The sequence below is a fragment of the Micromonospora sp. WMMD961 genome, assembly GCF_029626145.1.
Taxonomy (GTDB): Bacteria; Actinomycetota; Actinomycetes; order Mycobacteriales; family Micromonosporaceae; genus Micromonospora.
Genome location: NZ_JARUBJ010000002.1, coordinates 4,117,295 through 4,136,401 on the forward strand (window position 1 = coordinate 4,117,295; position 19,107 = coordinate 4,136,401).

The 19,107-nt window shown below is 72.6% G+C and carries 16 protein-coding genes; 4 read left to right on the top strand and 12 right to left on the bottom strand.

Annotated features, from left to right (window positions below; translation table 11 throughout):
* From O7614_RS18770 to mptB, 8 genes are all read right to left on the bottom strand, one after another.
* Nucleotides 1–1,470 carry a hypothetical protein gene (locus tag O7614_RS18770; protein ID WP_278139762.1) on the bottom strand — a complete coding sequence of 490 codons (1,470 nt, stop codon included), beginning with the start codon at nucleotides 1,468–1,470 and terminating at the stop codon, nucleotides 1–3.
* On the bottom strand, nucleotides 1,467–4,688 hold the full coding sequence (locus O7614_RS18775) for a hypothetical protein (protein WP_278139763.1): 3,222 nt from the start codon (nucleotides 4,686–4,688) through the stop codon (nucleotides 1,467–1,469). Before O7614_RS18775 ends, O7614_RS18770 begins: the two co-directional genes overlap by 4 nt.
* Before the next feature lie 2 nt (nucleotides 4,689–4,690).
* Nucleotides 4,691–4,945: a hypothetical protein gene (locus O7614_RS18780; RefSeq protein ID WP_278139764.1), complete on the bottom strand. Its 255-nt coding sequence runs from the start codon at nucleotides 4,943–4,945 to the stop codon at nucleotides 4,691–4,693.
* A gap of 29 nt (nucleotides 4,946–4,974) precedes the next feature.
* Entirely contained in the window at nucleotides 4,975–5,403 is a 429-nt protein-coding gene (locus tag O7614_RS18785; protein WP_278139765.1) for a hypothetical protein, read from the bottom strand.
* 17 nt (nucleotides 5,404–5,420) lie between these two features.
* On the bottom strand, nucleotides 5,421–6,590 hold the full coding sequence (locus O7614_RS18790) for a hypothetical protein (RefSeq protein ID WP_278139766.1): 1,170 nt from the start codon (nucleotides 6,588–6,590) through the stop codon (nucleotides 5,421–5,423).
* Nucleotides 6,591–6,627: 37 nt separating this feature from the next.
* On the bottom strand, nucleotides 6,628–7,569 hold the full coding sequence (locus tag O7614_RS18795; RefSeq protein ID WP_278139767.1) for a hypothetical protein: 942 nt from the start codon (nucleotides 7,567–7,569) through the stop codon (nucleotides 6,628–6,630).
* Nucleotides 7,570–7,709: 140 nt separating this feature from the next.
* Nucleotides 7,710–8,945, bottom strand: coding sequence for a glycosyltransferase 87 family protein (locus O7614_RS18800; protein ID WP_278139768.1), 1,236 nt, complete (start codon nucleotides 8,943–8,945; stop codon nucleotides 7,710–7,712).
* The gene (mptB, locus tag O7614_RS18805) at nucleotides 8,942–10,375 is read right to left on the bottom strand and encodes a polyprenol phosphomannose-dependent alpha 1,6 mannosyltransferase MptB (RefSeq protein ID WP_278139769.1); all 1,434 of its coding nucleotides are present in this window, start codon (nucleotides 10,373–10,375) and stop codon (nucleotides 8,942–8,944) included. Before mptB ends, O7614_RS18800 begins: the two co-directional genes overlap by 4 nt.
* Nucleotides 10,376–10,550: 175 nt before the next feature.
* Between mptB and O7614_RS18810 the strand changes: the two genes are divergently transcribed.
* Together O7614_RS18810 and O7614_RS18815 are read left to right on the top strand one after the other, a co-directional pair.
* Nucleotides 10,551–11,396: a hypothetical protein gene (locus O7614_RS18810; protein ID WP_278139770.1), complete on the top strand. Its 846-nt coding sequence runs from the start codon at nucleotides 10,551–10,553 to the stop codon at nucleotides 11,394–11,396.
* Between the two features lie 131 nt (nucleotides 11,397–11,527).
* On the top strand, nucleotides 11,528–12,505 hold the full coding sequence (locus O7614_RS18815) for a hypothetical protein (protein WP_278139772.1): 978 nt from the start codon (nucleotides 11,528–11,530) through the stop codon (nucleotides 12,503–12,505).
* 133 nt (nucleotides 12,506–12,638) lie between these two features.
* On the opposite strand, the gene O7614_RS18820 is transcribed toward O7614_RS18815, so the two are convergent.
* The 3 genes from O7614_RS18820 to O7614_RS18830 form a co-directional block, all read right to left on the bottom strand.
* On the bottom strand, nucleotides 12,639–12,860 hold the full coding sequence (locus O7614_RS18820) for a hypothetical protein (RefSeq protein ID WP_278142303.1): 222 nt from the start codon (nucleotides 12,858–12,860) through the stop codon (nucleotides 12,639–12,641).
* Nucleotides 12,861–13,121: 261 nt separating this feature from the next.
* Entirely contained in the window at nucleotides 13,122–14,747 is a 1,626-nt protein-coding gene (locus tag O7614_RS18825; RefSeq protein ID WP_278139773.1) for an anibiotic ABC transporter, read from the bottom strand.
* Nucleotides 14,744–15,733, bottom strand: coding sequence for an ABC transporter ATP-binding protein (locus tag O7614_RS18830; protein ID WP_278139774.1), 990 nt, complete (start codon nucleotides 15,731–15,733; stop codon nucleotides 14,744–14,746). Before O7614_RS18830 ends, O7614_RS18825 begins: the two co-directional genes overlap by 4 nt.
* A gap of 109 nt (nucleotides 15,734–15,842) precedes the next feature.
* Here O7614_RS18830 and O7614_RS18835 point away from each other — a divergent pair, with 109 nt between their 5' ends.
* On the top strand, nucleotides 15,843–16,754 hold the full coding sequence (locus tag O7614_RS18835) for a TetR family transcriptional regulator (protein WP_278139775.1): 912 nt from the start codon (nucleotides 15,843–15,845) through the stop codon (nucleotides 16,752–16,754).
* A 45-nt stretch (nucleotides 16,755–16,799) separates the two neighbouring features.
* Here O7614_RS18835 and O7614_RS18840 read toward each other — a convergent pair whose 3' ends face one another.
* Nucleotides 16,800–18,578, bottom strand: a complete 1,779-nt coding sequence (locus tag O7614_RS18840) for an ABC transporter ATP-binding protein (RefSeq protein WP_278142304.1) — start codon at nucleotides 18,576–18,578, stop codon at nucleotides 16,800–16,802.
* Nucleotides 18,579–18,675: 97 nt separating this feature from the next.
* On the opposite strand from O7614_RS18840, the gene O7614_RS18845 reads away from it, so the two are divergent.
* Nucleotides 18,676–19,107 (top strand): MarR family winged helix-turn-helix transcriptional regulator, encoded by a 432-nt coding sequence (locus O7614_RS18845; RefSeq protein WP_278139776.1) that lies wholly within the window; start codon nucleotides 18,676–18,678, stop codon nucleotides 19,105–19,107.

Here is a 19,107-nt window from a genome sequence, read left to right on the forward strand (position 1 = left end):
TCAGCGCCCTCCGGTGGGTGGCAGCGGCACCGGCGTACCGGTGGGTTCGACGGCCAGGCCCAGGTCGCGCAGGGCCTGGGTGATCTCGCGGACCTCGCCGGCGGCGCTGGTGACGCGCAGCCGCAGCCGCCGCTCTTCGAGCGCCCGACTGATCCGGGCGGGCCGGGTGGACGCGGAACCGCGCCGGTTGATCCGGTCGATCTCGGCGGCGGCGTCCTCCATCCGGGAGATCGCGTCGAGGATCCGCGGGTCGGGGGTGAAACCGGGGTCGTCACGGTGCAGCCGGGCGATGGCGTCGCGGAAGTCGGCGGCGTCGCGGCGCAGGTTGGTGGCCAGGTTCTCGGTGAGTGCGCTGACTCCGCTGACGCTCGTCGCGCGGTGCGATTTGTCGTCGAGCAGCCACACCCAGCCGTCGTGGCCGATGCCGACCAGGTCGGTGCCGGCGACCTTGACGTTGGCGTCCGGTCCCTTGAGGAACAGCTCGATGCTGCTCAGCGAGAACGCGGCGCTGTACTCGCCGAGCACGCCGCGGCCGTAGGTGACCATCTCGTGGCGCAGGTACGCGCGGAAGCCGGGGCCGTCGTCGGCGCGGCCGCCCCGCTCCCGGAAGCGCCGCCACAGGGTGGCCAGCGCCTCCGGGTTGTGCGCGGCGAGCTGCTGGGTGAGCCACACGTCGCCGCTGGCCACCACCGCCCGCAGCTCCGGGTCGGCGATGCGGGCCAGGACCTCGGCCAACCGCACCTCGTTCATCTGCAGGCCCCGCGAGCGGGCCCGGCCGAGATCGTCGACGGCGGCGCGCAGCCGGGCCAGCTCGTCGGGGGTGAGCCGGCCGCCGAGCCGGGTCTCCAGGTCCGCGACGGCGGCCCGCTTACCGCTCTCGGTCTCGCTGGCCACCGCCCGCCACAGCGCCTGCGGCTCCAGCTCGGCGGCGCGGCGCAGGGCAGCCTGCCGGTCCGCCGGCATGGCCCGGAACGCATCGCCCACCGCGGCTGCCGGCTCGCTGTGCCGACCGCCGCCGGCCTCGAAGTCCCGCAGCAACGACTCGGCGTACGCGGCGGCGTCGTCGGCAAGCCGCAGCGGCGCGTCACCCACGATCCCGTCGCGCGGTCGGCTCAGCTCACGCATCTCCGTTCGGAGTTGGTCGAAGTACTCCCCCAACGCGGACACCGGTGTGCCCTCGGGCAGGGCGCGGCCCTCAAGGACGTGGTCCAGGATCGCGGCGATGTTCTCCCGCAGCACGGCGATGCGTTCCAGCCGGCTCACCGCGTTGCCCAGATGCAGGTCGCCGACGTCGTCGACGATGCGGCGGATGAGGTGCTCCAGCAGCCGTCGGGACCGCACCTCGCCGCCCTCGCTGTGCCCGGCCACGGTACGCAGGAAACGGCGCAGCCGCGGGTTGGCGTCGGCGGCGGCGTGCACCGCCGCGGAGTCCAGGAAGCGACCGGCGCGGAACCGGCGCGGCGGCGTCATGGCCGCACCACCGGCACGCCCGGGTCGGACGCGGTCGTGTGCGGCGAGTCGAGCACCATGAGGATGAACCGGGCGCCCTCCGGGCCGCCGACCGCGCCGCTGAGCATCGCCCCGCGCTCCACGTAGGCCAGGATCGGCTCCATCAGCTTCTGCACGACCCGTTCCAGCACCTCGTTGAGCAGGATCTCGGTCAGAAACGCCTCCAGCAGGTCCCGGGAGGCGGCCTCGATGATCTGCCGGGTGACCCGGCGCACCACGTACCGCCGGGCGGCGCGCAGCCCGGCGCGGACGCCGAAGCGCAGGGCGACCCGGCCGCCGCGCACCGCCGCGCCGCCGATGGTGCCGGCCTCCGGTATCAGCGACAGGGCCAGCCCGAGGTACGCGGCGAACAGCTCCACCTCGACCTCGGTGCGGGTGAGCACCAGCTCCGGGTCGAGCATGGACGCGTAGAGGCGGGCGCGCTGGTGGGCGTGCGCCACGTCGACGGCGGCGACGGCCACCCCGACCACGAAGCCCAGCGGCGGGCAGAGCACCGACAGCGCGATGATCCCCACCATCATGCCGAACGCGCTCAGCGCCTCTCGGCCCAGCTCGGTGCTGAACAGGTCGTCGACCCCGGTGGCGTAGTAGAGGTTGCCGCCGAAGAACTCGCCGATCTGCTGGTGGGTGACCAGGTGGATGCCCTGCAGCGCGTAGCGTCCGCCGGGGATGGTGGCCGACGGGATGTGCTCGCTGATCCGGCTGGAGCGGAAGGCGAATGGGGCGTCGGTACGGGCGCGGCCGAGCATCTCGGTGTTGTTGCGCTGCATCTCGTGCAGCACGCGCCACAGCTCGTCGCGGATGGCGGACCGGTTGCCGGCGAAGCGGGCCAGCACGTCGGGCACGTCGGTGATCTGCTTGACCAGCGGGTCGATGCCCTCGGCCTCGCCGCGTTGGATGACCAGCGCCTGTTCGATCTCGGCGAGGGTCCACAGCACCGCGTGCGAGTCGCGGATCCGGGTGGTGCCGTCCCGTTCGACGATCTCGCCGGCCGCCCCGGGGCTGGTCAGGGCGGCCTCGGCGGCGAGGAACGCGCTGGAGATGGCGCGGGCGGCCCCGTACCAGGCGGTGGACGGGTTGGCCATGCTCAGCGTGGCGACGGTGCCGTCGCCCAGGTCGGTGTGCGCCTGCGTCCACCGGGCGGCCTCGTGCCGGCGCAACCGCTCCCGCAACCCCTGCAACTCGGCGTAGTCGGTGAGCTGGGAGACGATCAACCGCTCGAAGATCGGCGCGTACCTGTCGAAGTTGGCGATCCGCGCGTCGATGCCGGTGCGCGAGCTGAGCAGCAGTTGCACGAGCATGGCCTGGCTGCCGACGACGAAGAGCTGCCCGACCGCGCCCTTCACGGCCGGGCTGAACGCCTGGAGGAAGTGCAGGTTCCAGGAGGCGGACGTGTCGATCCAGCCGCCCTGGATCCGGGCGAAGTGCTCGGGCTGGCGGTAGCGGCCCATCACGAGTTGGGCGAGGCGATCCAGGCGGGGCAGCACACCGGCGAGGTGGCGCAGGAACTGCACGGCCGGCGAGGCGACCGGCCGGAAGTCCAGCGGGCCGAGCCCGCCGGAGCCTTCCGGCACCGGACGGGTGAACGCCTCCCGCTCGGCCGAGCCGACCAGCAGGCTGATCGCCGCGGCCCGACCGCGCAGCATGGCGGCGGCCTGGAGGCAGAAGTTCGCCGGGTAACGGCACGGCTCGCCCATCTGCAGCCGGAACGCGATGTCGTCCATCAGCTGGCGCAGCTCGTCGCCGTCCGGGCCGAGGGCGGCCAGCTCCGGTTCGCCGTTGAAGGGGGCGCAGGCCCGCATCTCGGAGTGTTCGCCGGTGACGGCGGGGAACCGGCGACCCTCGGTGCCGGATGGGGCGCTGGGGCTGCTCGGGTCGAAGACGAACCCACCCCGCCGGGCACCGCCGGTGCCGTCCCCGCCGCTGCCACCGGCACCCCCGCCGGGCCCGGTGCCGGTGCCGAGGCCACCGGTGCCGGTGCCGTCGGGTCCGCTGCCGCCGCCGGATCCGCTGCCCACACCGGATCCGCCTGCACCCGCCCCTGAACCGGTGCCGTCGCCGGTGCCGCCGCCGGGCGGTGCGTTCGGGTCCGGCGGAGCGGCCGGGCGCTGTTCGACGGTGATGGGCAGCAGGTTCGCCGTGCCGGTCCAGTGCAGCGTGGCGTCGGTCTCCTCGGTGCCCACCAGCAGCAGGGAGACCCCACCGATGCTGATCACCACGAGGCAGGTCGGCACCGCACCGCCCACCGAGGCGAGGATCGCGTCGACCCGCCGGGTCACCTCGGCGTCGACGGCCCGCTCGATCTGCGCCTGGTACTCGTCCACACTGGTGGTCTCGCCACGCGGCTGGGCGGTCCGCAACCGCTGCCGGATGTCGGCGCTCAGCTCCTCGTCCACCATCGCCACCAGGGCACTGCGGTCGGCCACCGGCCGCCGCTGCACCGTGCCGGGCTGCGGGCTGGGCACCCGCTCCTCCACCTCGAAGTGCGGCTGCGGGGTGGCCCGGAACACCGTCTCGCCGAACCGCTCGAAGGTGAGCACCGACAGCGGAGTGGTGGTCACCATGACCACCCAGACCGGGCGTCCGTCGGAGCCGACCACCCGGGCGATCACACCCTGCGGGGTGCCCGACGGCAGACCCCCGTGCTGGCGTACCGCCTCGCGGGCCAGCTCGACGAAGTGGCTGGCCAGGTACGTGACCGGGCGCAGCAGCCACTGGTAGGTCACCGGCGGCGGGTCGTCGCCGTCCACCGGCACCTCGGCGGCGTCGCCACCGTCGTCGTAGGACGGCACCCGGTAGACGGCCAGCAGGTGACGCATCCGCTGCGGGTCGAACACCTCGGCCGGCGGCCGGCTCAGCGGCGCGGCCACGCCGGCGGGCAGCACCGGGTCCAGCCGCGCCGCAGTGATCACCTCGTCGATGCGCCGGCGCAGCCGGGCCTCGAAGGCCCGCCGGTCGTCCGGGGACACCCGCTCGCCGCCCGCGCCGGTCCAGCGGAACTCCGGCGAGTTGGGGCGTACCTCCAGATAGCCGCCGCGGGGTGCGACCACCTCGCGGCGGGAGCGTTCCAACGCGCGGGCCAGGGCCGCGCCGAGCGCGTCGGTCACCGCCTCCGGCCGCTCCGTCACCGACCGGGCGTCCAGCCGGATCCGCACCGGCACGTGCACCGAGATGGCCACCGTCAGAACCGCCCGTCCAGGTGCTCGGCGAGGCGGGCCAACGCGAGGTCGGCGAGCGCGTCGGCGTCGACGGCGTCGCCGGCCGCGACCACCTCGATCTCCACCGGGAAGTGGTACGCGATGACCGCGCGATCGTCCTCGGCGACCTGCTCGGCCTCCGCCTCGCTGCCGGCCGCCGGCAGCACCAGCTCACCCGCGTGCACCAGGGCCAGCCCGGTACGGGTGACCCGGGCGGCACGGCCAGCACCGGTCGCCATTTCGCTACCTCCGGTTGATCCTCGTCGGGTTACGGCAGGACGGACTGGTCGCCGGTCTTCGGGTCGACGGTGGCGGCGAGGCTGAAGCCGCTGAAGGTGGCCGCGGGAGCGCCGGAGATGGTGGCGGTGGTCGGGGTGGCGCTGGTGATCAGGCAGTCGCGCAGCACGAAGGACGAGAACGACCAGTCGTCGCCGGTGTGCTCCAGCAGCGCGATGTCGAACAGCTCCCCGTCCAGGGCCAGCTTGGTGAGCCGACCGGCGACGTCCCCGATCGCCTTGACGGTCATGGTGAAGTTCATCGAGACCGGCGCGTGGATGGCGCCCATGTGGGTCACCTCGCACGAGTGCAGCGCCTCGACGTTGAGCGAGAAGGACGGGCTGAACGAGTCGATCGGGCTGATCAGCACCGTCTCGGTGCCCTTGGTGTACTGCACCGCGAGGCGGGTCTTCCACTCCATGGTCTGGTTCCTCCGGGTCAGAACTTGGCCACGAGCGTGACCAGCAGGCGGCTCACGGCCGGGCCGTAGGTGACGGTGACGACCAGGTCGACGGTGCGGTCGGCCCGGGCGGCGGTGACGATCGAGGTGTCGGTGGCGGTACGCGCGACCTCGGGGATGGCGAGGATGTCCAGTACCGGGATCTCGATGCGGTAGTCGTCGATCACCGCCTGCCGCTTGAGCGGGCCGAGGATGCCGTCGACCTGGGTCTTCAGCAGCGTCATGCCCGGCTTGGTGATCCGTGCGTCACCGACCAGGCCGATCAGGCCGGCGCGCAGCATGAACTCGATCTGGTCGAGGGTGCGGACCAGGTCGACGTGCAGCAGGCTGGCGTCGGAGGTGAACAGCCGTCCGTCGGCGAAGTGCAGGCTCTCCCCGGTGATCAGGGTCGGGTCGATTATCGGCGTCAGGTTGGCCTCGGAGAGGCTCTTGATCTCGGCGGGGCTGTACTGCTTGGCCACCGGGATGGCGACTCCACGGATCTTCTTGAGCACGATGCTGTGGTGCACGGGAAGTCCGGCCACGGCGGCCATCGCGGCAGTGGCCGCGTCGCCGTCCGCGCCCCGGGCGGCGATCATCATCATCCGGCTGGTGCTGCTCTTGAGCGGGTTCGCGGTGGCGGTGATGTCCGCGACGTAGGTGGGGCTCTTCTCGGTGGCCGGGTTGACCATGGCGAACCCGATCCGCCGTTGGCCGGCCGCGGACATCGTCTCCACGTGCGCCTTGAGGGCGTGCAGTCCGGTGGGCGCGCCCGCACCGGCGGGGTTCCCGACGCTCGACTCGTTGGCCAGCGACACCATTGTCACGTCGTCGGCGGCTTCCAGACCGCCGAGCGCGGCGGCGTAGTCGTCGCCGGCGACCTTGACCCCGTACACCTTGGCCGGGCGCGGGTCCTGCAGGAACGCCAACTCCAACGAGTTGTAGAGGGCGTTGCGGACCACGTTGCCGGCCTGCCGGCGGGCGAAGTTGGTGACCGCGTCGTCGAGGGTCTCGATCCGGACCGGCGTGTTGGCCGGCGCGGAGCCGCCGTCGGCCGTCGACGGTGCCTTGCCCACCACGGCGATGACGCCCGGAGAGCGCTGCGCCAGCGGCGCCGGTGGTGGCACGATCCGGACCTCGATGAACGGGAATGCTGCTGTCGGTGCCACGGGTCCTCCCGGACGAAGTTGCTGCTGGTCTGAGTTCTCAGGTCGAGACGGCGGCGAGTCCGATGCCGCTGCGGGCGAGCCACTGGCCGGCCCGGGCGAACCGGGCGGCCCGCTTCTGTGCGTCGGTGCCGGTGTCGCCGCCGGGCCAGCCGTCGTCGTCGAACGTCTCGACGGGGACCACCCAGACGGCGACCACCCGGTGTCGTCGCCGGACGTCGTCCGGTGCGGGCACGTCCAGCCCCAACTCCTCGGCGCGGGCCCGCACCAGTCGGGTTTCCACCAGCAGGTCGGCCAGGGAGAAGCCCTTGTCGCGGATCAGCACGGCGGCGGCGAACGGCAGTGGGCGCGGAGTGGGTGGGGCGGCCGACGGCGCGGCGTAGCGCAGTTTCACGGTGGCGCCGGCGGCCTGCCCGCGCATTCGCGTCACCAGGTCACCGGCGTTCGTGGCGCCGACACCCGCGAGCAGTCGGTCCAGGTGCGCGTCGGTGAACGCGGCCGGCTGGTGCAGTCCGGCCCGCAGGCGGGTCACCAGCCGCGTCCGGCGTTCGGTCTCCAACTGCGCCGGGTCGGACGGCAACGCGCCCAGGTCGGCGATGATCTGCGGGTCCACGTCGAAGGCGGGCACCGCCACGTCGAGGTCCTCGACCCGGTCCCGGGCAGCGCTGGTGCGCACCACCAGGCTGCCCCGCCACAGCGCGTCGATCCGCAGCGCCGCACCGCCGAGGCCGTGCAGGCGCACCCGCAGCTCCGTCCTTTCGGTGCCCGCGGAGCCCAGCCACTCCCCCTCGGCCACCGTGACGGGGGCGGCGGCGAAGCCGAGGGTCAGCTCGTCGAAGACCGCCGCGTACGGCGGCGCGACCGGCATCGCCTCGGTGTCGTACGCGGCCTCGACCAGGTGTGCCAGCGACGCCTCGTCGAAGAGCGACGCGCGGGTGCCCGGGTCGGCCAGCCGCACCAGCACCGCGTCGACGAAGTCCACCGCACGGCCTCCCCGTTGCCCGCGCCGGTGCACAGTGCCCGGCTCCGGCACGAGGATCGCGAAGCGCCCGTCACCCGAGCGTCACCGCCACCGTCACCGCGCCCGCGTGCTGCCCCGACTGTCGGGAACTGAGCACCCGGTCAACGGAGGCGGGGCGGCATGTCCTTGGACGAGCGTGATGCCACACCGGCATCACGATGCCGCTGCGGCATCACGCTGTTCGCGGTGCCCGGGCTCGCCTGGCCGACCGGGAGCAGCACGAGCATCCCGATGCTGACCCAGACGTACGCGTTCGCGCCGAGGAACCCCAGCGGCCCGGCCGACCCGTTGGCGAAGACCCAGACCAGCCCACTGCAGAGCACGACGTACCCGGCGACGCCGGCACGTGCCCGACGACGGGCGGGCGGGTCGACCGGCGGCCACGGCAGCGTGGCCGCGGCGATCACCACCAACCCCGGTACCAGCCACACCAGGTGGTGCACCCAGGTGACCGGGCTGACCAGGCACGCGACCACACCGGTCAACGCGAAGCCGGCGCGTTCGTCGCCGACGCGCACCGCCCGGCGAGCCCGTAACGCCCACACGACCAGCACGACGGCGACCAGCGCCAACCACAGCCGCCGGTCCGGGTGCGCCGGGTCGAGCCGGGCGACCACGCCGAGCAGGGACTGGTTGGACACGTACGCCAACCGGCCCACCCGGTCGGTGTCCCACAGCGCCTCGGTGAAGAACGTGCGGGTGGCGTCCGGCGCGAGGGCCGCCGTGACAGTGGTGGCGGCGACGGCGGTGCCGATGGCGGTGGCGGCGGCCCGCCAGCGACCGGTGACCAGCAGGTAACCGACGAAGACCGCCGGGGTGAGCTTGACGGCCGCGGCCAGGCCGGTCCCGACGCCGGCCAGCCGGCTGCCCCGCTCCACCAACCACAGGTCCAGGTAGACCAGCGCCACCAGCACCAGGTTGACCTGCCCGAAGCTGACCGTGTCCCGCACCGGGTTGAGCCCGGCCAGCAGACAACACGACAGCGCGAGCGCGTACCAGCGGCTCCAGCCGTGCCGCCGGGCCACCGGGTCCACGAGCAGGTGCAGCAGGAACACGACGGCGAGGGCCGTGAGCAGCAGGTTCGCCACGATCGTCGGGTACCAGGCCAGCGCGGCCATCGGCAGCATGCTCGCGGCCGCGAACGGCGGGTAGGTGAAGCCGTACCCGTTGCTGGTGGTCCACTCGTACAGGTCACCGCCGCGTACCCAGTGGCCGACCGCACCGTGGTAGACGCCGACGTCGAACCAACCCCGGTGACCGGGGAGCACCGCGATCGCCACCGTGAGTGCGACGGCCAGCGCGGCCACCGTCGCCGCTCGACGCCGGTCGGCGCTCATCGGGCCACCTCCACGGCCGCCGGTGGCAACAGCAGGCGCAGTGAGCCGACCACGAGCAGCCCCACCAGCACCCCGGCGGCGGCCAGCACCGCCTGCGCGGTGTCCGGTCCGAACCCACTGGGCAGCGCCACGAACGCGAGCACCACCGCGCCCAGTGCCGCCGCCGGCCGGGCCCGCCCGTGTGCCGCCGCCGCGACCAGGACCAGACCCCAGAGCGCGTACCAGGGCCGGGTCGCCGGGCCGAGCAGGGCCGCCGCCAGCAGCACCAACCCCAGCGCGTACGCCGGGCCGAGCCGCCGCCGATGCCACCACGCGGCGACCGCCACGGCCAGTACGGCGGCCACCCCCAGCGCCAGGCAGAGCCGCATCGGAGCGTCGCCCAGGTGCAGACCGGACCGGCCCGCTGCCCGCAGCGCCACCCGACCGAGCGCGCTGGAGATCGACCAGCTGTGCCGGTACATCGGTGTGCCGAGTGCGCCGATCCACCCGTACCCGATGCCGGTGGCCCAGGTGACCGCGGCGGCGGTGCCCACCGCGACCCCCGCGGTGCGTGCCACCGAGGTCGGCAGCCCGCGGTGACGCGCGGCGAGCGAGACGACCACCAGCAGCCCGACCACCGCCGGCACCTTGACCAGCGCGGCGAGGGTGACCAGCACGGTCGCGGCGCCGTAGCGGTGCGCGAAGGCGAGACTCAGCCCGGCCACCAGCAGCCCCAGCATCACCGCCTCGTTGTGCGCGCCGGCGATGAGGTGCAACGGTACGAGAGGGTTGAGCACACCCAGCCAGAGCGCGGCCGACGGGTCCACGCCACAGTGCCGGGCCAGCCTGGGCAGGTACGCCACCAGCAGCGCCACCCCGGCCACCGCCACCAGGCGGAGACCGAGCACACCCAGCACCAGTTCGCCGCCGGTCACACCACTGACGACGGCCGCCACGGCGAGGAACACCGGCCCGTACGGCGCGGGGGTCTGCTGCCACATCTGCGGCACCTCGACGGCCAACGCACCGCCCAACTGGGCCACCCCGTGCCGGTACACGTCGATGTCGGCGAGGACCATCGCGCCCTGCGCCAGATAGCTGTAGGCGTCCCGGCTGAACAGCGGCGGCGCCACCAGCAGCGGCCCCGCCCAGCAGGCCAGGGTGAGCGTGGCCGACCGCCGTACCGTCCGGGACTCTGCTGTCCGCGCGGCGCGCGGGGCGGTGTGCGCGGGCCGCAGGTCACGGCCCGCCCACCACCACGCGGCCACGAGCAGGGTCAGGCCCGCGTACCCGCAGAGCAGCCCCGGCCCCGCGAGTTGCCGCAGCGCGCTCCACCAGGCCGCGTGCGCGCCGACGGGCAGCGCCCCGGCGGCCAGGCCGGCGCAGGACAGCAGCGTGGCACCGACGCCCCCGAGCAGCCGGTACGCGACGACGGTCGGCAGTGTGCGCACCCGGGCAGGATGTCGTCCCCGACTGACCGGCACACGACGCCCCGACGATCACCAGACGACGGCGTGGTGTCGCACCGGCTTCGTCGTCGGCAGCGCTCCCATGACGGCGTGGCTACGGGCATTTCGGGCACTGGTTGTTAGCGTGAGACGCGGATCCGAGGCCGTGGAGGGTGCCATGACGGACGCCCCCGACGGCAGGCCGAGGCCCACCGACCTGTGGCGACACCGGGGCATTCGCGCGCTGGTCGTCGCCCGCGACGGCAGTGTCCGCGGTTGGCGGTGGTGGGCGCGGAACTGGGATCGGCTGGTCGCCGCCCTCCAGGACGAGGCACCCGTCGGGTTGGCCGCACCGGCACCGTCCGGCCCCCTCATCGAGCAGCGCACCGCACCCAGGCAGATCGTGGTGCCCGCCCAGGGTTACGTGTATTCCTTCCACATCCGTGCGACGTTTGCCTGGTCGTCCGCGGTGAGCGTGCGTGCCGAGGTGTTGAGCTGGTACGCCGACTACTTCATGCCGCAGGCGCTCCAGCGGCTGACCCGGGTGGCCGCCGACGCCGCCCGTGAGTTGGCCCCGCACCGCGCGGCGGACCTGGAGAGGCACCTGCAGCAGTCGCTCGCCGAGCAGGGCCCGTGGGGGTACAAGCGAGGCGACCTTGAGGTCAGCTGCGAGCCGGACGTCGCCGTCCGGCTCGACGAGCAGATCAGGCGGGCGGTTCAGCCACAGATCGATCGGTTGGTCGACCTCGACTGTCGCCTTGAAGAGCACCTGCAGCGGGCGCGGTACGCCGAAGAACTCAGCCGCCGGTGGCTCGGCATCCTGGACGAACACCTCGCGGTGGCCGGTGGCGACCCGGACCTGGCCAGCGCCCGGCAGCACATGCTCAGCAGACAGCGCGATGCCGTCCGGTGGATCGACGAACTGCTGGGCCAGCGTCGCCGTCCGGAGGCGGGCCGATTCGGGTCGCCGAACGTCGCGCCCCGACAGGGTCACCCCGGCACGGGTGGCGACGTGCCGAGGTGAGGCCACCCACCAGCCGGCTATCGGATTTCTGTCATTCTCGTCGCCTTGATCGGCATGCGAACATCGGAATGCGAGGCTGCGCGACGCTATCCGGCACCAGATCCAAGAAACAGCTCCAGGAAGGGCGGCTGATGCGTAGGACCTGGCTGTTCTTCCGAAAGAGCCCACTTGTCGCGGTACTCACCGCAGGGATCGCGTTCACGCTCGCGGTGCTCGGTCAGGCGTTGGTGGGGCAACTGGGTCAGAACGTCGCCGACAAAGCCACCACTCAAACGACGTCGCTCCTGGCGGTTCTCATCTTCATCCTCATCGTGGTGATCGCCATCCTCGTCTCATTACGGGGCAGCGTCGAGGAGCTGACGCGACGCGCCGGTCTCTCCATTCAGTACTACCCGCTGGATCCCGGCCAGCACTCGCCGGAGCGGGACGAGAAGGCGCGGGCCCTCTACGCGGCCGCGCGGATGGTCATCGAGTCGGCGAACGAGGACGGCGACTCCCGCATCTACGCGGTCAACTCATTCGTGGAGGTCGGCATCCAGCCGGGCGATGCCCACGTGAAGGACCACAGCCTGCGGTACCTCGAATCACTCAATCGGAAGCTCGGAAGAGTCAGCTATCACCGCATCGTGCAGCTCTCACAATTCGACATGAACCGGCTGGAGCGCCACCCCGACGAATCGATAGCGGAGCTCGTGGCGGAGAACTACCTGGCGCACTATCGGGAGATCGTTAAAGCCGGCCAGCAGGGCAAGGAAGCCGTGCTGGAGGCGGTGCTCGGCAGATACCCGACCTGTTTCGTCCTCGTTCAAAACGCCGCAGACGGGAAATATGGTGGTCGGCTGATATGGCAGATGCACCAGCACGTCGACGGCAAGGCGCGGGAGGACGTCGTCGAGCTGACCGGCATCTACATCATCAACGACCCCGACGGCATCTTCATCGGCACCTTCGTGCGATGGTTCAACGACCTCCGGGCGGCGCAACGGCCACGCCGACATCTGACCCTCGCAAACCTCAACGGCACCGCGCCGGTAGAAACCACGACAGCTGCTCCCGTCAGCCCTCGCCAGCGCCAGCCCTGGTGGAACCTCCGTCAGAGCCAACGCTGAGGCCTCAAGCGCACGCAGGGTCAGCAGCTCACCCACGCACTGCTCAGCGTCGAACGCCGCCGGCACTACCCGGGCTTCGCAGCTTCGCCGCCCGCAGCGGCATCAATTGACCGCGCGGGCTCTAACGCATCGGTCAGATGTTGGGATATGCGTCCTCGATGCGTTCCGCTTGGACGTACGTAAGGAAGTCCGCCTGTTCGCTGTGACCCAGTGCCTCGAATGTCAGCCGGCTCAGCTGGCCGAGCCTGGCGGCGGCATCATCGTCGGAGTGCGCCCGGTCGACCAGCTCAAACACCGCCTTGCCCCGGTACGGGCCGCCGCTCGCAGCAAGGTCCGTCAAGTCCTCGTTGGTCATCTGCTTCACCGGCGGCACCGGAAGGTTGGGCGGAGGCGGCGCGGTCATGGATCAACTCCGAAGAGGTTCCTCCTGGTGTGCGCTCTGACGAACGGCACGAGGCGCCCCCCCGGTCGCGGAAGCCCGGTGTCGCTCCCCCGTTCAACAACCGGGGCGATCTCGGTGGCCCAGCTCGGTCCGGCAGGCGGTGATCGTTGGCAGCTGAGCAGTTCGGTGCGCGGCGTGTCGAACTGCTCAGCTGCCAACGATCAAGGGAAACCCTCAGCTTGGGACGTCGCGGTGGCGGAAGGCCGTCACTCCTGCGGCGAGGAGGGCCGCGGCGACCGCCGTCAGCACGACCAGGGGCAGCGCCGCCGGGTCGACCGCGGGCACGGACGGCACGTGGGTGTACGGCGACAGGTCGAGCGCGGCCTGGGGCAGCTCCAGCACCGCCCCGAGTTGCCCGAGCAGCAGGAAGACCAGCAGGACCGTCCAGGACAGCACCACCGACCAGCGGGGCAGCAGCCCGAACAGGGTGGTCACCACTCCGGCCACCACGAGCAGGGCGGGGAGGCGCAGCAGCGCGGCCCCGCCCAGGTCGACGGCCTGGCCGAACGGGTCGTCGGTGACCAGGCCGTAGCCGAGCCCGGTGGTCAGGCCGGCGAGCAGCAGCAGCGCGGCCGCGCCGAGGGTCGCGGCGAGCACCTGGGTGCCGAGCCAGCGGGTACGGCTGACCGCGGTGGCGAGCGCGGCTTCCAGGACGCCGTCGGTTTCGTCGCCGCGTACCCGAAGGAGGGCCTGCACCACGTACGCGCCGATGGTCAGCGCGAAGAGCCCGAGCATCGCGGCCAGGTACGCGTCGACCAGAACCCCGCCCCCGCCCATCGCGTTGATGGCTTCGGCGGCTGCCGGGTTGGCGTCGATCATGGCGTTGAACTCGTCGGCGGCGATGCCCATGGAGAACCCGAGCACGGCCACCCCGACCGCCCAGCCGAGCAGCGTGCCGCGCTGCATGCGCCAGGCCAGCCCGGCGGGGCTGAGCAGTCGTGGCGCGGCAGTAGCCGGTCCGCGTCGGGGCGCGACCAGCCCGGCGCCCTGGTCGCGTCGCTCGGCGAGGGCGTACGCCACCGCCACTCCGGCGAGCAGCAGCGCGACCGGGAGGGCGAGGACCCACCACCGTTCGCCCTCGAAGGCCCGCACCTGGTTGCCCCAGCCGAGCGGGGAGATCCATGACGGCCAGGCGCTCTGCACCCGGGTGCCGTCGGCGCTCTGCTCGCCGAGCACGTCACCGGCGGCGCGCAGCACGAAGGAGACCCCGACGGTGGCGGCGGCGAGCGCGTTGGCGCCCCGGGAGGTGACGGAGAGCTGGGCGGTGACCGCGGCGATCGCGGTGAAGGCGACCCCGACACCGCCGATCGCGGCGGCGGCCGCGACGGAACCGGCCAACGGCAGGCCGGCACCGACCAGGGCGAGCGCGAGCAGGGCGACGGCGACCACGTTCGCGGCGACGATGACGAGCAGCGCGGCGGTGAGCGGCGCGTACCGGCCGACGACGGAGGCGCCGAGCAACTCCGCCCGGCCGGTCTCCTCGTTCTGCCGGGTGTGCCGGGTCACCGCGAAGGTGCTCAGCAGGGCGACGATCAGGGCCAGCGTCACGTACGTCTCGGCGACGACCACCGCACCGAGGTCGGTGCCGGCGATGGGGCCGTTGAAGGCGCGGGCGACGAGGCTGGACGCCGAGGTGGTGGCGTAGACCTGACGGGCCGCCTGGTCCGGGTAGATGCCGGCGACGCTGGCCGCGAGGGCGTAGCCGAGCAGCGGTGTGCCGAGGACCCAGATGGCGAGGCGGACCCGGTCGCGGCGCAGCACGAGCCGGGCCAGCAGGGCCGTGCCGGTGAGGGCGCTCACCGGGCACCTGCCTGCGGTGCGTCAGCCTGCGAGCTGGCGTCCGAGGCACCGGCGGCCGGAGCACCGGCAGCCGACCCAGCACCATCAGCCGGACCAGCACCGGCGGGGTCGTCGCCGTAGTGGCGCAGGAACAGCTGCTCCAGGGTGGGCGGGGTGCTGGTCAGGGCACGTACGCCGAAGCGGACGAGCTGACCGAGCAGCGCGTCGAGGTGGGCCGGCTCGACCTCCAGGTGGGTACGCCCGTCGACCTCGTGCACGTCGTGCACACCGGGCAGCGCGTCCAGGCCACTGACCGGGCGGGCGGTCTCCACGGTGACCGCCGTGCGGGTGAGGTGGCGCAACTCGGTGAGGGTGCCGGACTCGACGGTGCGGCCCTCGCGGATGATGCTGACCCGGTCGCAGAGCGCCTCGACCTCGGCGAGCACGTGGCTGGAGAGCAGCACTGTGGCACCGGCCTGCTTGACCCGTCGGACCTCGTCCTGGAACACCGCCTCCATGAGGGGGTCGAGGCCCGACGTGGGCTCGTCGAGCACGTACAACTCCACCGGGGAGGCGAAGGCGGCGACGATGGCCACCTTCTGCCGGTTGCCCTTGGAGTACGTGCGGCAGCGGCGGGTCGGGTCCAGGTCGAAGCGGTGCAGCAGCTCGTCGCGGCGACGCCGGTCGAGGCCGCCGCGCAGCCGACCGAGCAGGTCGATGGCTTCTCCGCCGGTGAGGTTGGGCCAGAGGCTGACGTCGCCCGGCACGTACGCCAGTCGGCGGTGCAGCCGGACCGCGTCGCGCCACGGGTCGGCGTCGAGCACCTGGGCGTCTCCGGAGTCGCGACGGAGCAGCCCGAGCAGGATGCGGATGGTGGTGGACTTGCCGGAGCCGTTGGGCCCGAGGAAGCCGTGCACCTCCCCCTGCTCGACCCGCAGATCCAGCCCGTCGAGTGCCCGGATGGCACCGAACGTCTTGACCAGGTTGCCGATCGAGATGACGGGCATCGCCCCTCCTGCCGTTGGCTGCGTCGACCGCCCCCACTGTACTGACCGATGGTTAGTCGAATCAACGCCGATCGTGCCTACCGGTCAGGACGTCGCTAGGCTGGCCGGCATGACCGCCGATCCCCCGGACGACACCCGGACCCGGATCCTGCGCGCCGCGCTCGACCTGTTCGCCGAGCACGGTTACCAACGCACGTCGCTGCGGCAGATCGGCGAGCGGTTACGGCTGACCAAGGCCGCGATCCTGTACCACTTCCCGGCCAAGGAACACCTGCTCGCCGCCCTGGTCGAGCCGCTGGTGGCCGACCTGGAGGCGTTGCTCGACAGCGCGCAGACGCAGCCCACCGAGCAAGCGCGGTGGACGGTGCTGGAGGGCTGGGTGGACGTCATGCTCGCCCATCGCCGGCCGCTCGGCATGCTCTTCCACGACATCGCGTTGGTCGGTCGCGGCGACACGTACCACCGGCTGATGGAGGTCGCCATGCGGGCCAACGACCTCATCGCCGGGCCGGACGCCGGGTGCCGGGAGCGGGTCCGCGCGGTGCAGGCGGTGGCCGCCTGCAGCGATCCGATCGTCTTCTTCACCGACGTGTCCGACGAGGCGCTCCGCGCCGACATGCTCGACGGCGTACGCCGGCTGCTGGCCCCGCTGCCCGCGGACGGCGCAGCTGGGACACGCCCGGACGGCACAGCCCCGCTGCCCGCCGACGCCGGCCCGGCCGCGAACCCCGCAGCCACGCCACGCCCGACCACGACGATCCCGCCGCCCACACGCGTCACCTCCGCGCGCACGACGGCGAGGCAACCGGCCCCGGGGGGCGCGACCCCGACGACGCCATCGGGCTCGGTCAGCGCAGCGGCGAGCCCGCGCCGACGGCCGGGGCGACCGCCGGCGCTGGGTCGGGAGCAGGTGGAGGCGGCCCGGCGGATGCACGCGGCGGGCACCCACTCGGTGGATGCCATCGCCGCGACGCTGGGTGTCTCGCGGGCCACCGTCTACCGACACCTCGGCCCGGAATAATGAGACAGTTTTAGCGACGGTTTCGAGACGGTTGTGAGCGGATGCTCAGGCCGCCAGTGTGGCGTAGCGGCCGTTGCGGTTCAGCAGGCTGTCATGGGTGCCGGCCTCGACGATCCGGCCGTGGTCGAGCACCGCGATCTGGTCGGCGTCGCGGACGGTGGAGAGCCGGTGCGCAATGGTGATGGTGGTCCGGCCCTCGGCCAGCACGTCGAACGCGCGTTGCACGGCCCGTTCGGTCTCGGTGTCCAGCGCGCTGGTGGCCTCGTCGAGGACCAGGATGCGCGGGTCGCGCAGCAACGTGCGGGCGATGGCGAGGCGCTGTTTCTCGCCTCCCGAGAAGCGGTGCCCGCGTGAGCCGACCATCGTGTCGTAGCCGTCGGGGAGGCCGGCGATCAGGTCGTGGATCTGGGCCGCGCGGGCGGCGTCCTCGATCTCGGTGTTGGTGGCGTCCGGCCGGGCGTAGCGCAGGTTCTCCCGGACGGTGGTGTGCAGCAGGTACGTCTCCTGGCTGACCACGCCGACGATCGCGGCCAGGTCGGCCAGGCGCAGGTCGCGCAGGTCGACGCCGTCGACGGTGATCCGGCCTGCGGTCGGATCGTGCAGTCGGCTGACCAGCCCGGCGAGCGTGCTCTTGCCGGAGCCGGTCTCGCCGACCAGGGCGAGGCTGGTGCCGGCGGGCACGTCCAGTGTGATCCCGGCGAGCGCGGCGGTGTCGCTGCCCGGGTAGCCGAAGGTGACGTCCTCCAGGCGCAGGTGGCCGCGCACCCGGGCGGGGTCGAGGCGGACCGGTTCGGCGGGGTCGGCCACGTCGACCGGCAGGTCCAGGTATTCGAAGATCCGGGCGAACAGCGCCAGCGACGCGGTGAGCGAGACACCCACGTTGAGCAGGCCCATCAGCGGCCGGAACAGGCCACCCTGCAGGGCGGTGAAGGCGACCAGGGTGCCGATGCTGAGCGTGCCGGCGGTGCCGGGGAGCCCGGCGGCGAGGTAGATGACCGCCGGTACGGCGGCGAAGATGATGCTCATCGAGGCCATCCGCCAGCGGCCGGCCAGCTCGCTGCGCAGTTCCAGGTCGACCAGTCGGGCCGAGGAGGCGGTGAACCGCTCGATGAGCGCAGGGCCGGTGCCGAGGGTCTTGGCCAGCTGCACACCGCTGATCGAGAGTCCTTCCTCGACGGTGACGTTGAGGTCGGCGAGTTCGCGTTGCCGCTGGGCGGTGATCTCCCGGCGCATCCGGGCGACCCGGCGGGTCAGCCAGACGGCGGGCGGCAGCACCACGAGCGAGACCAGGGAGAGTTGCCAGGAGAGGGCGACCATGGCGACGGCGGTGGCGACCACTGTGGTGAGGTTGGACGCGACGGCGGTGGCGGTGGAGGTGACCACCGACTGCATGCCGCCGATGTCGTTGGTGATGCGGGACTGCACCTCGCCGGTGCGGGTACGGGTGAAGAAGCCCAGCGACTGGCGTTGGAGGTGGCTGAAGACGTCGGTGCGCAGCCGGTGCATGACGTGCTGGCCGACCTGGGTGGAGATCCAGGTCTGCACGACGCCGAGGGCGGAGGTCACCGCGGCCACGGCGACCATGCCGAGGACCAGCCAGACCAGCAGGGTCACGTCGCCCTGCGGCAGCGCCCGGTCGATGACGGCGCGCAGCAGGAACGGGCTGGCCATCGCGACGATCGAGGAGAGCACGATGATCGCGGTGACGGCGGCGAGCGCGGGTCGGTGGGGATTGAACAGACGGCCGATGCGACGCAGCGACACCTGTCGGGCCTGTGCCTTCTCTTCGGCGCTGACGGTGCGGCGGCCACGGTCGCGGCCCATGGGGGTGGGTTCCAAGGAAAACTGCCCTTCGATCGGGGATATTACTGAGGTTACCTCAACATGAGGGAACAACCGCATCTGCTGCTACGGTATTCCGGTGACCGAGCACACCCCCGCGAGCGCCGACGACGAGAGCCTGGCCGAGACGTTCTGGGCGGTGGCGTCCCGTTTACGCCGGCAGACTCGGGAGTCGTTGGCACCCTGGGACATCAGCCCCAGCCAGTCCCGGGCGCTCGGTGTGCTGGGCCGGCACGGCGAGGTACGCCCCGGCACCCTCGCCGAGCACCTGCGCATCGCGCCCCGCTCGGCGACCGAGGTCGTCGACGACCTGCAAGCCCGTGGGCTCGTCGAACGCCGACCCGACCCGGCCGACCGGCGAGCCACGCTCGTCGCCCTCACCGACGAGGGCAACCGGGTCAGCACCGCCATCCGAGCCGCCCGCCGGGCCGAGGCCGACCGCTTCTTCGGGCACCTCGACGACACCGACCGGGCCGAGCTGGCCCGCATCCTGCGCACCCTGCGCGGCTGA

Excerpts from the sequence above, each read along its gene's own strand:
- O7614_RS18770 (WP_278139762.1), bottom strand. The coding sequence starts at position 1,470 with ATGACGCCGCCGCGCCGGTTCCGCGCCGGTCGCTTCCTGGACTCCGCG.
- O7614_RS18780 (WP_278139764.1), bottom strand. The coding sequence starts at position 4,945 with ATGGCGACCGGTGCTGGCCGTGCCGCCCGGGTCACCCGTACCGGGCTG.
- O7614_RS18785 (WP_278139765.1), bottom strand. The coding sequence starts at position 5,403 with ATGGAGTGGAAGACCCGCCTCGCGGTGCAGTACACCAAGGGCACCGAG.
- O7614_RS18800 (WP_278139768.1), bottom strand. The coding sequence starts at position 8,945 with ATGAGCGCCGACCGGCGTCGAGCGGCGACGGTGGCCGCGCTGGCCGTC.
- O7614_RS18810 (WP_278139770.1), top strand. The coding sequence starts at position 10,551 with ATGACGGACGCCCCCGACGGCAGGCCGAGGCCCACCGACCTGTGGCGA.
- O7614_RS18815 (WP_278139772.1), top strand. The coding sequence starts at position 11,528 with ATGCGTAGGACCTGGCTGTTCTTCCGAAAGAGCCCACTTGTCGCGGTA.
- O7614_RS18820 (WP_278142303.1), bottom strand. The coding sequence starts at position 12,860 with ATGACCAACGAGGACTTGACGGACCTTGCTGCGAGCGGCGGCCCGTAC.
- O7614_RS18830 (WP_278139774.1), bottom strand. The coding sequence starts at position 15,733 with ATGCCCGTCATCTCGATCGGCAACCTGGTCAAGACGTTCGGTGCCATC.
- O7614_RS18835 (WP_278139775.1), top strand. The coding sequence starts at position 15,843 with ATGACCGCCGATCCCCCGGACGACACCCGGACCCGGATCCTGCGCGCC.
- O7614_RS18840 (WP_278142304.1), bottom strand. The coding sequence starts at position 18,578 with ATGGGCCGCGACCGTGGCCGCCGCACCGTCAGCGCCGAAGAGAAGGCA.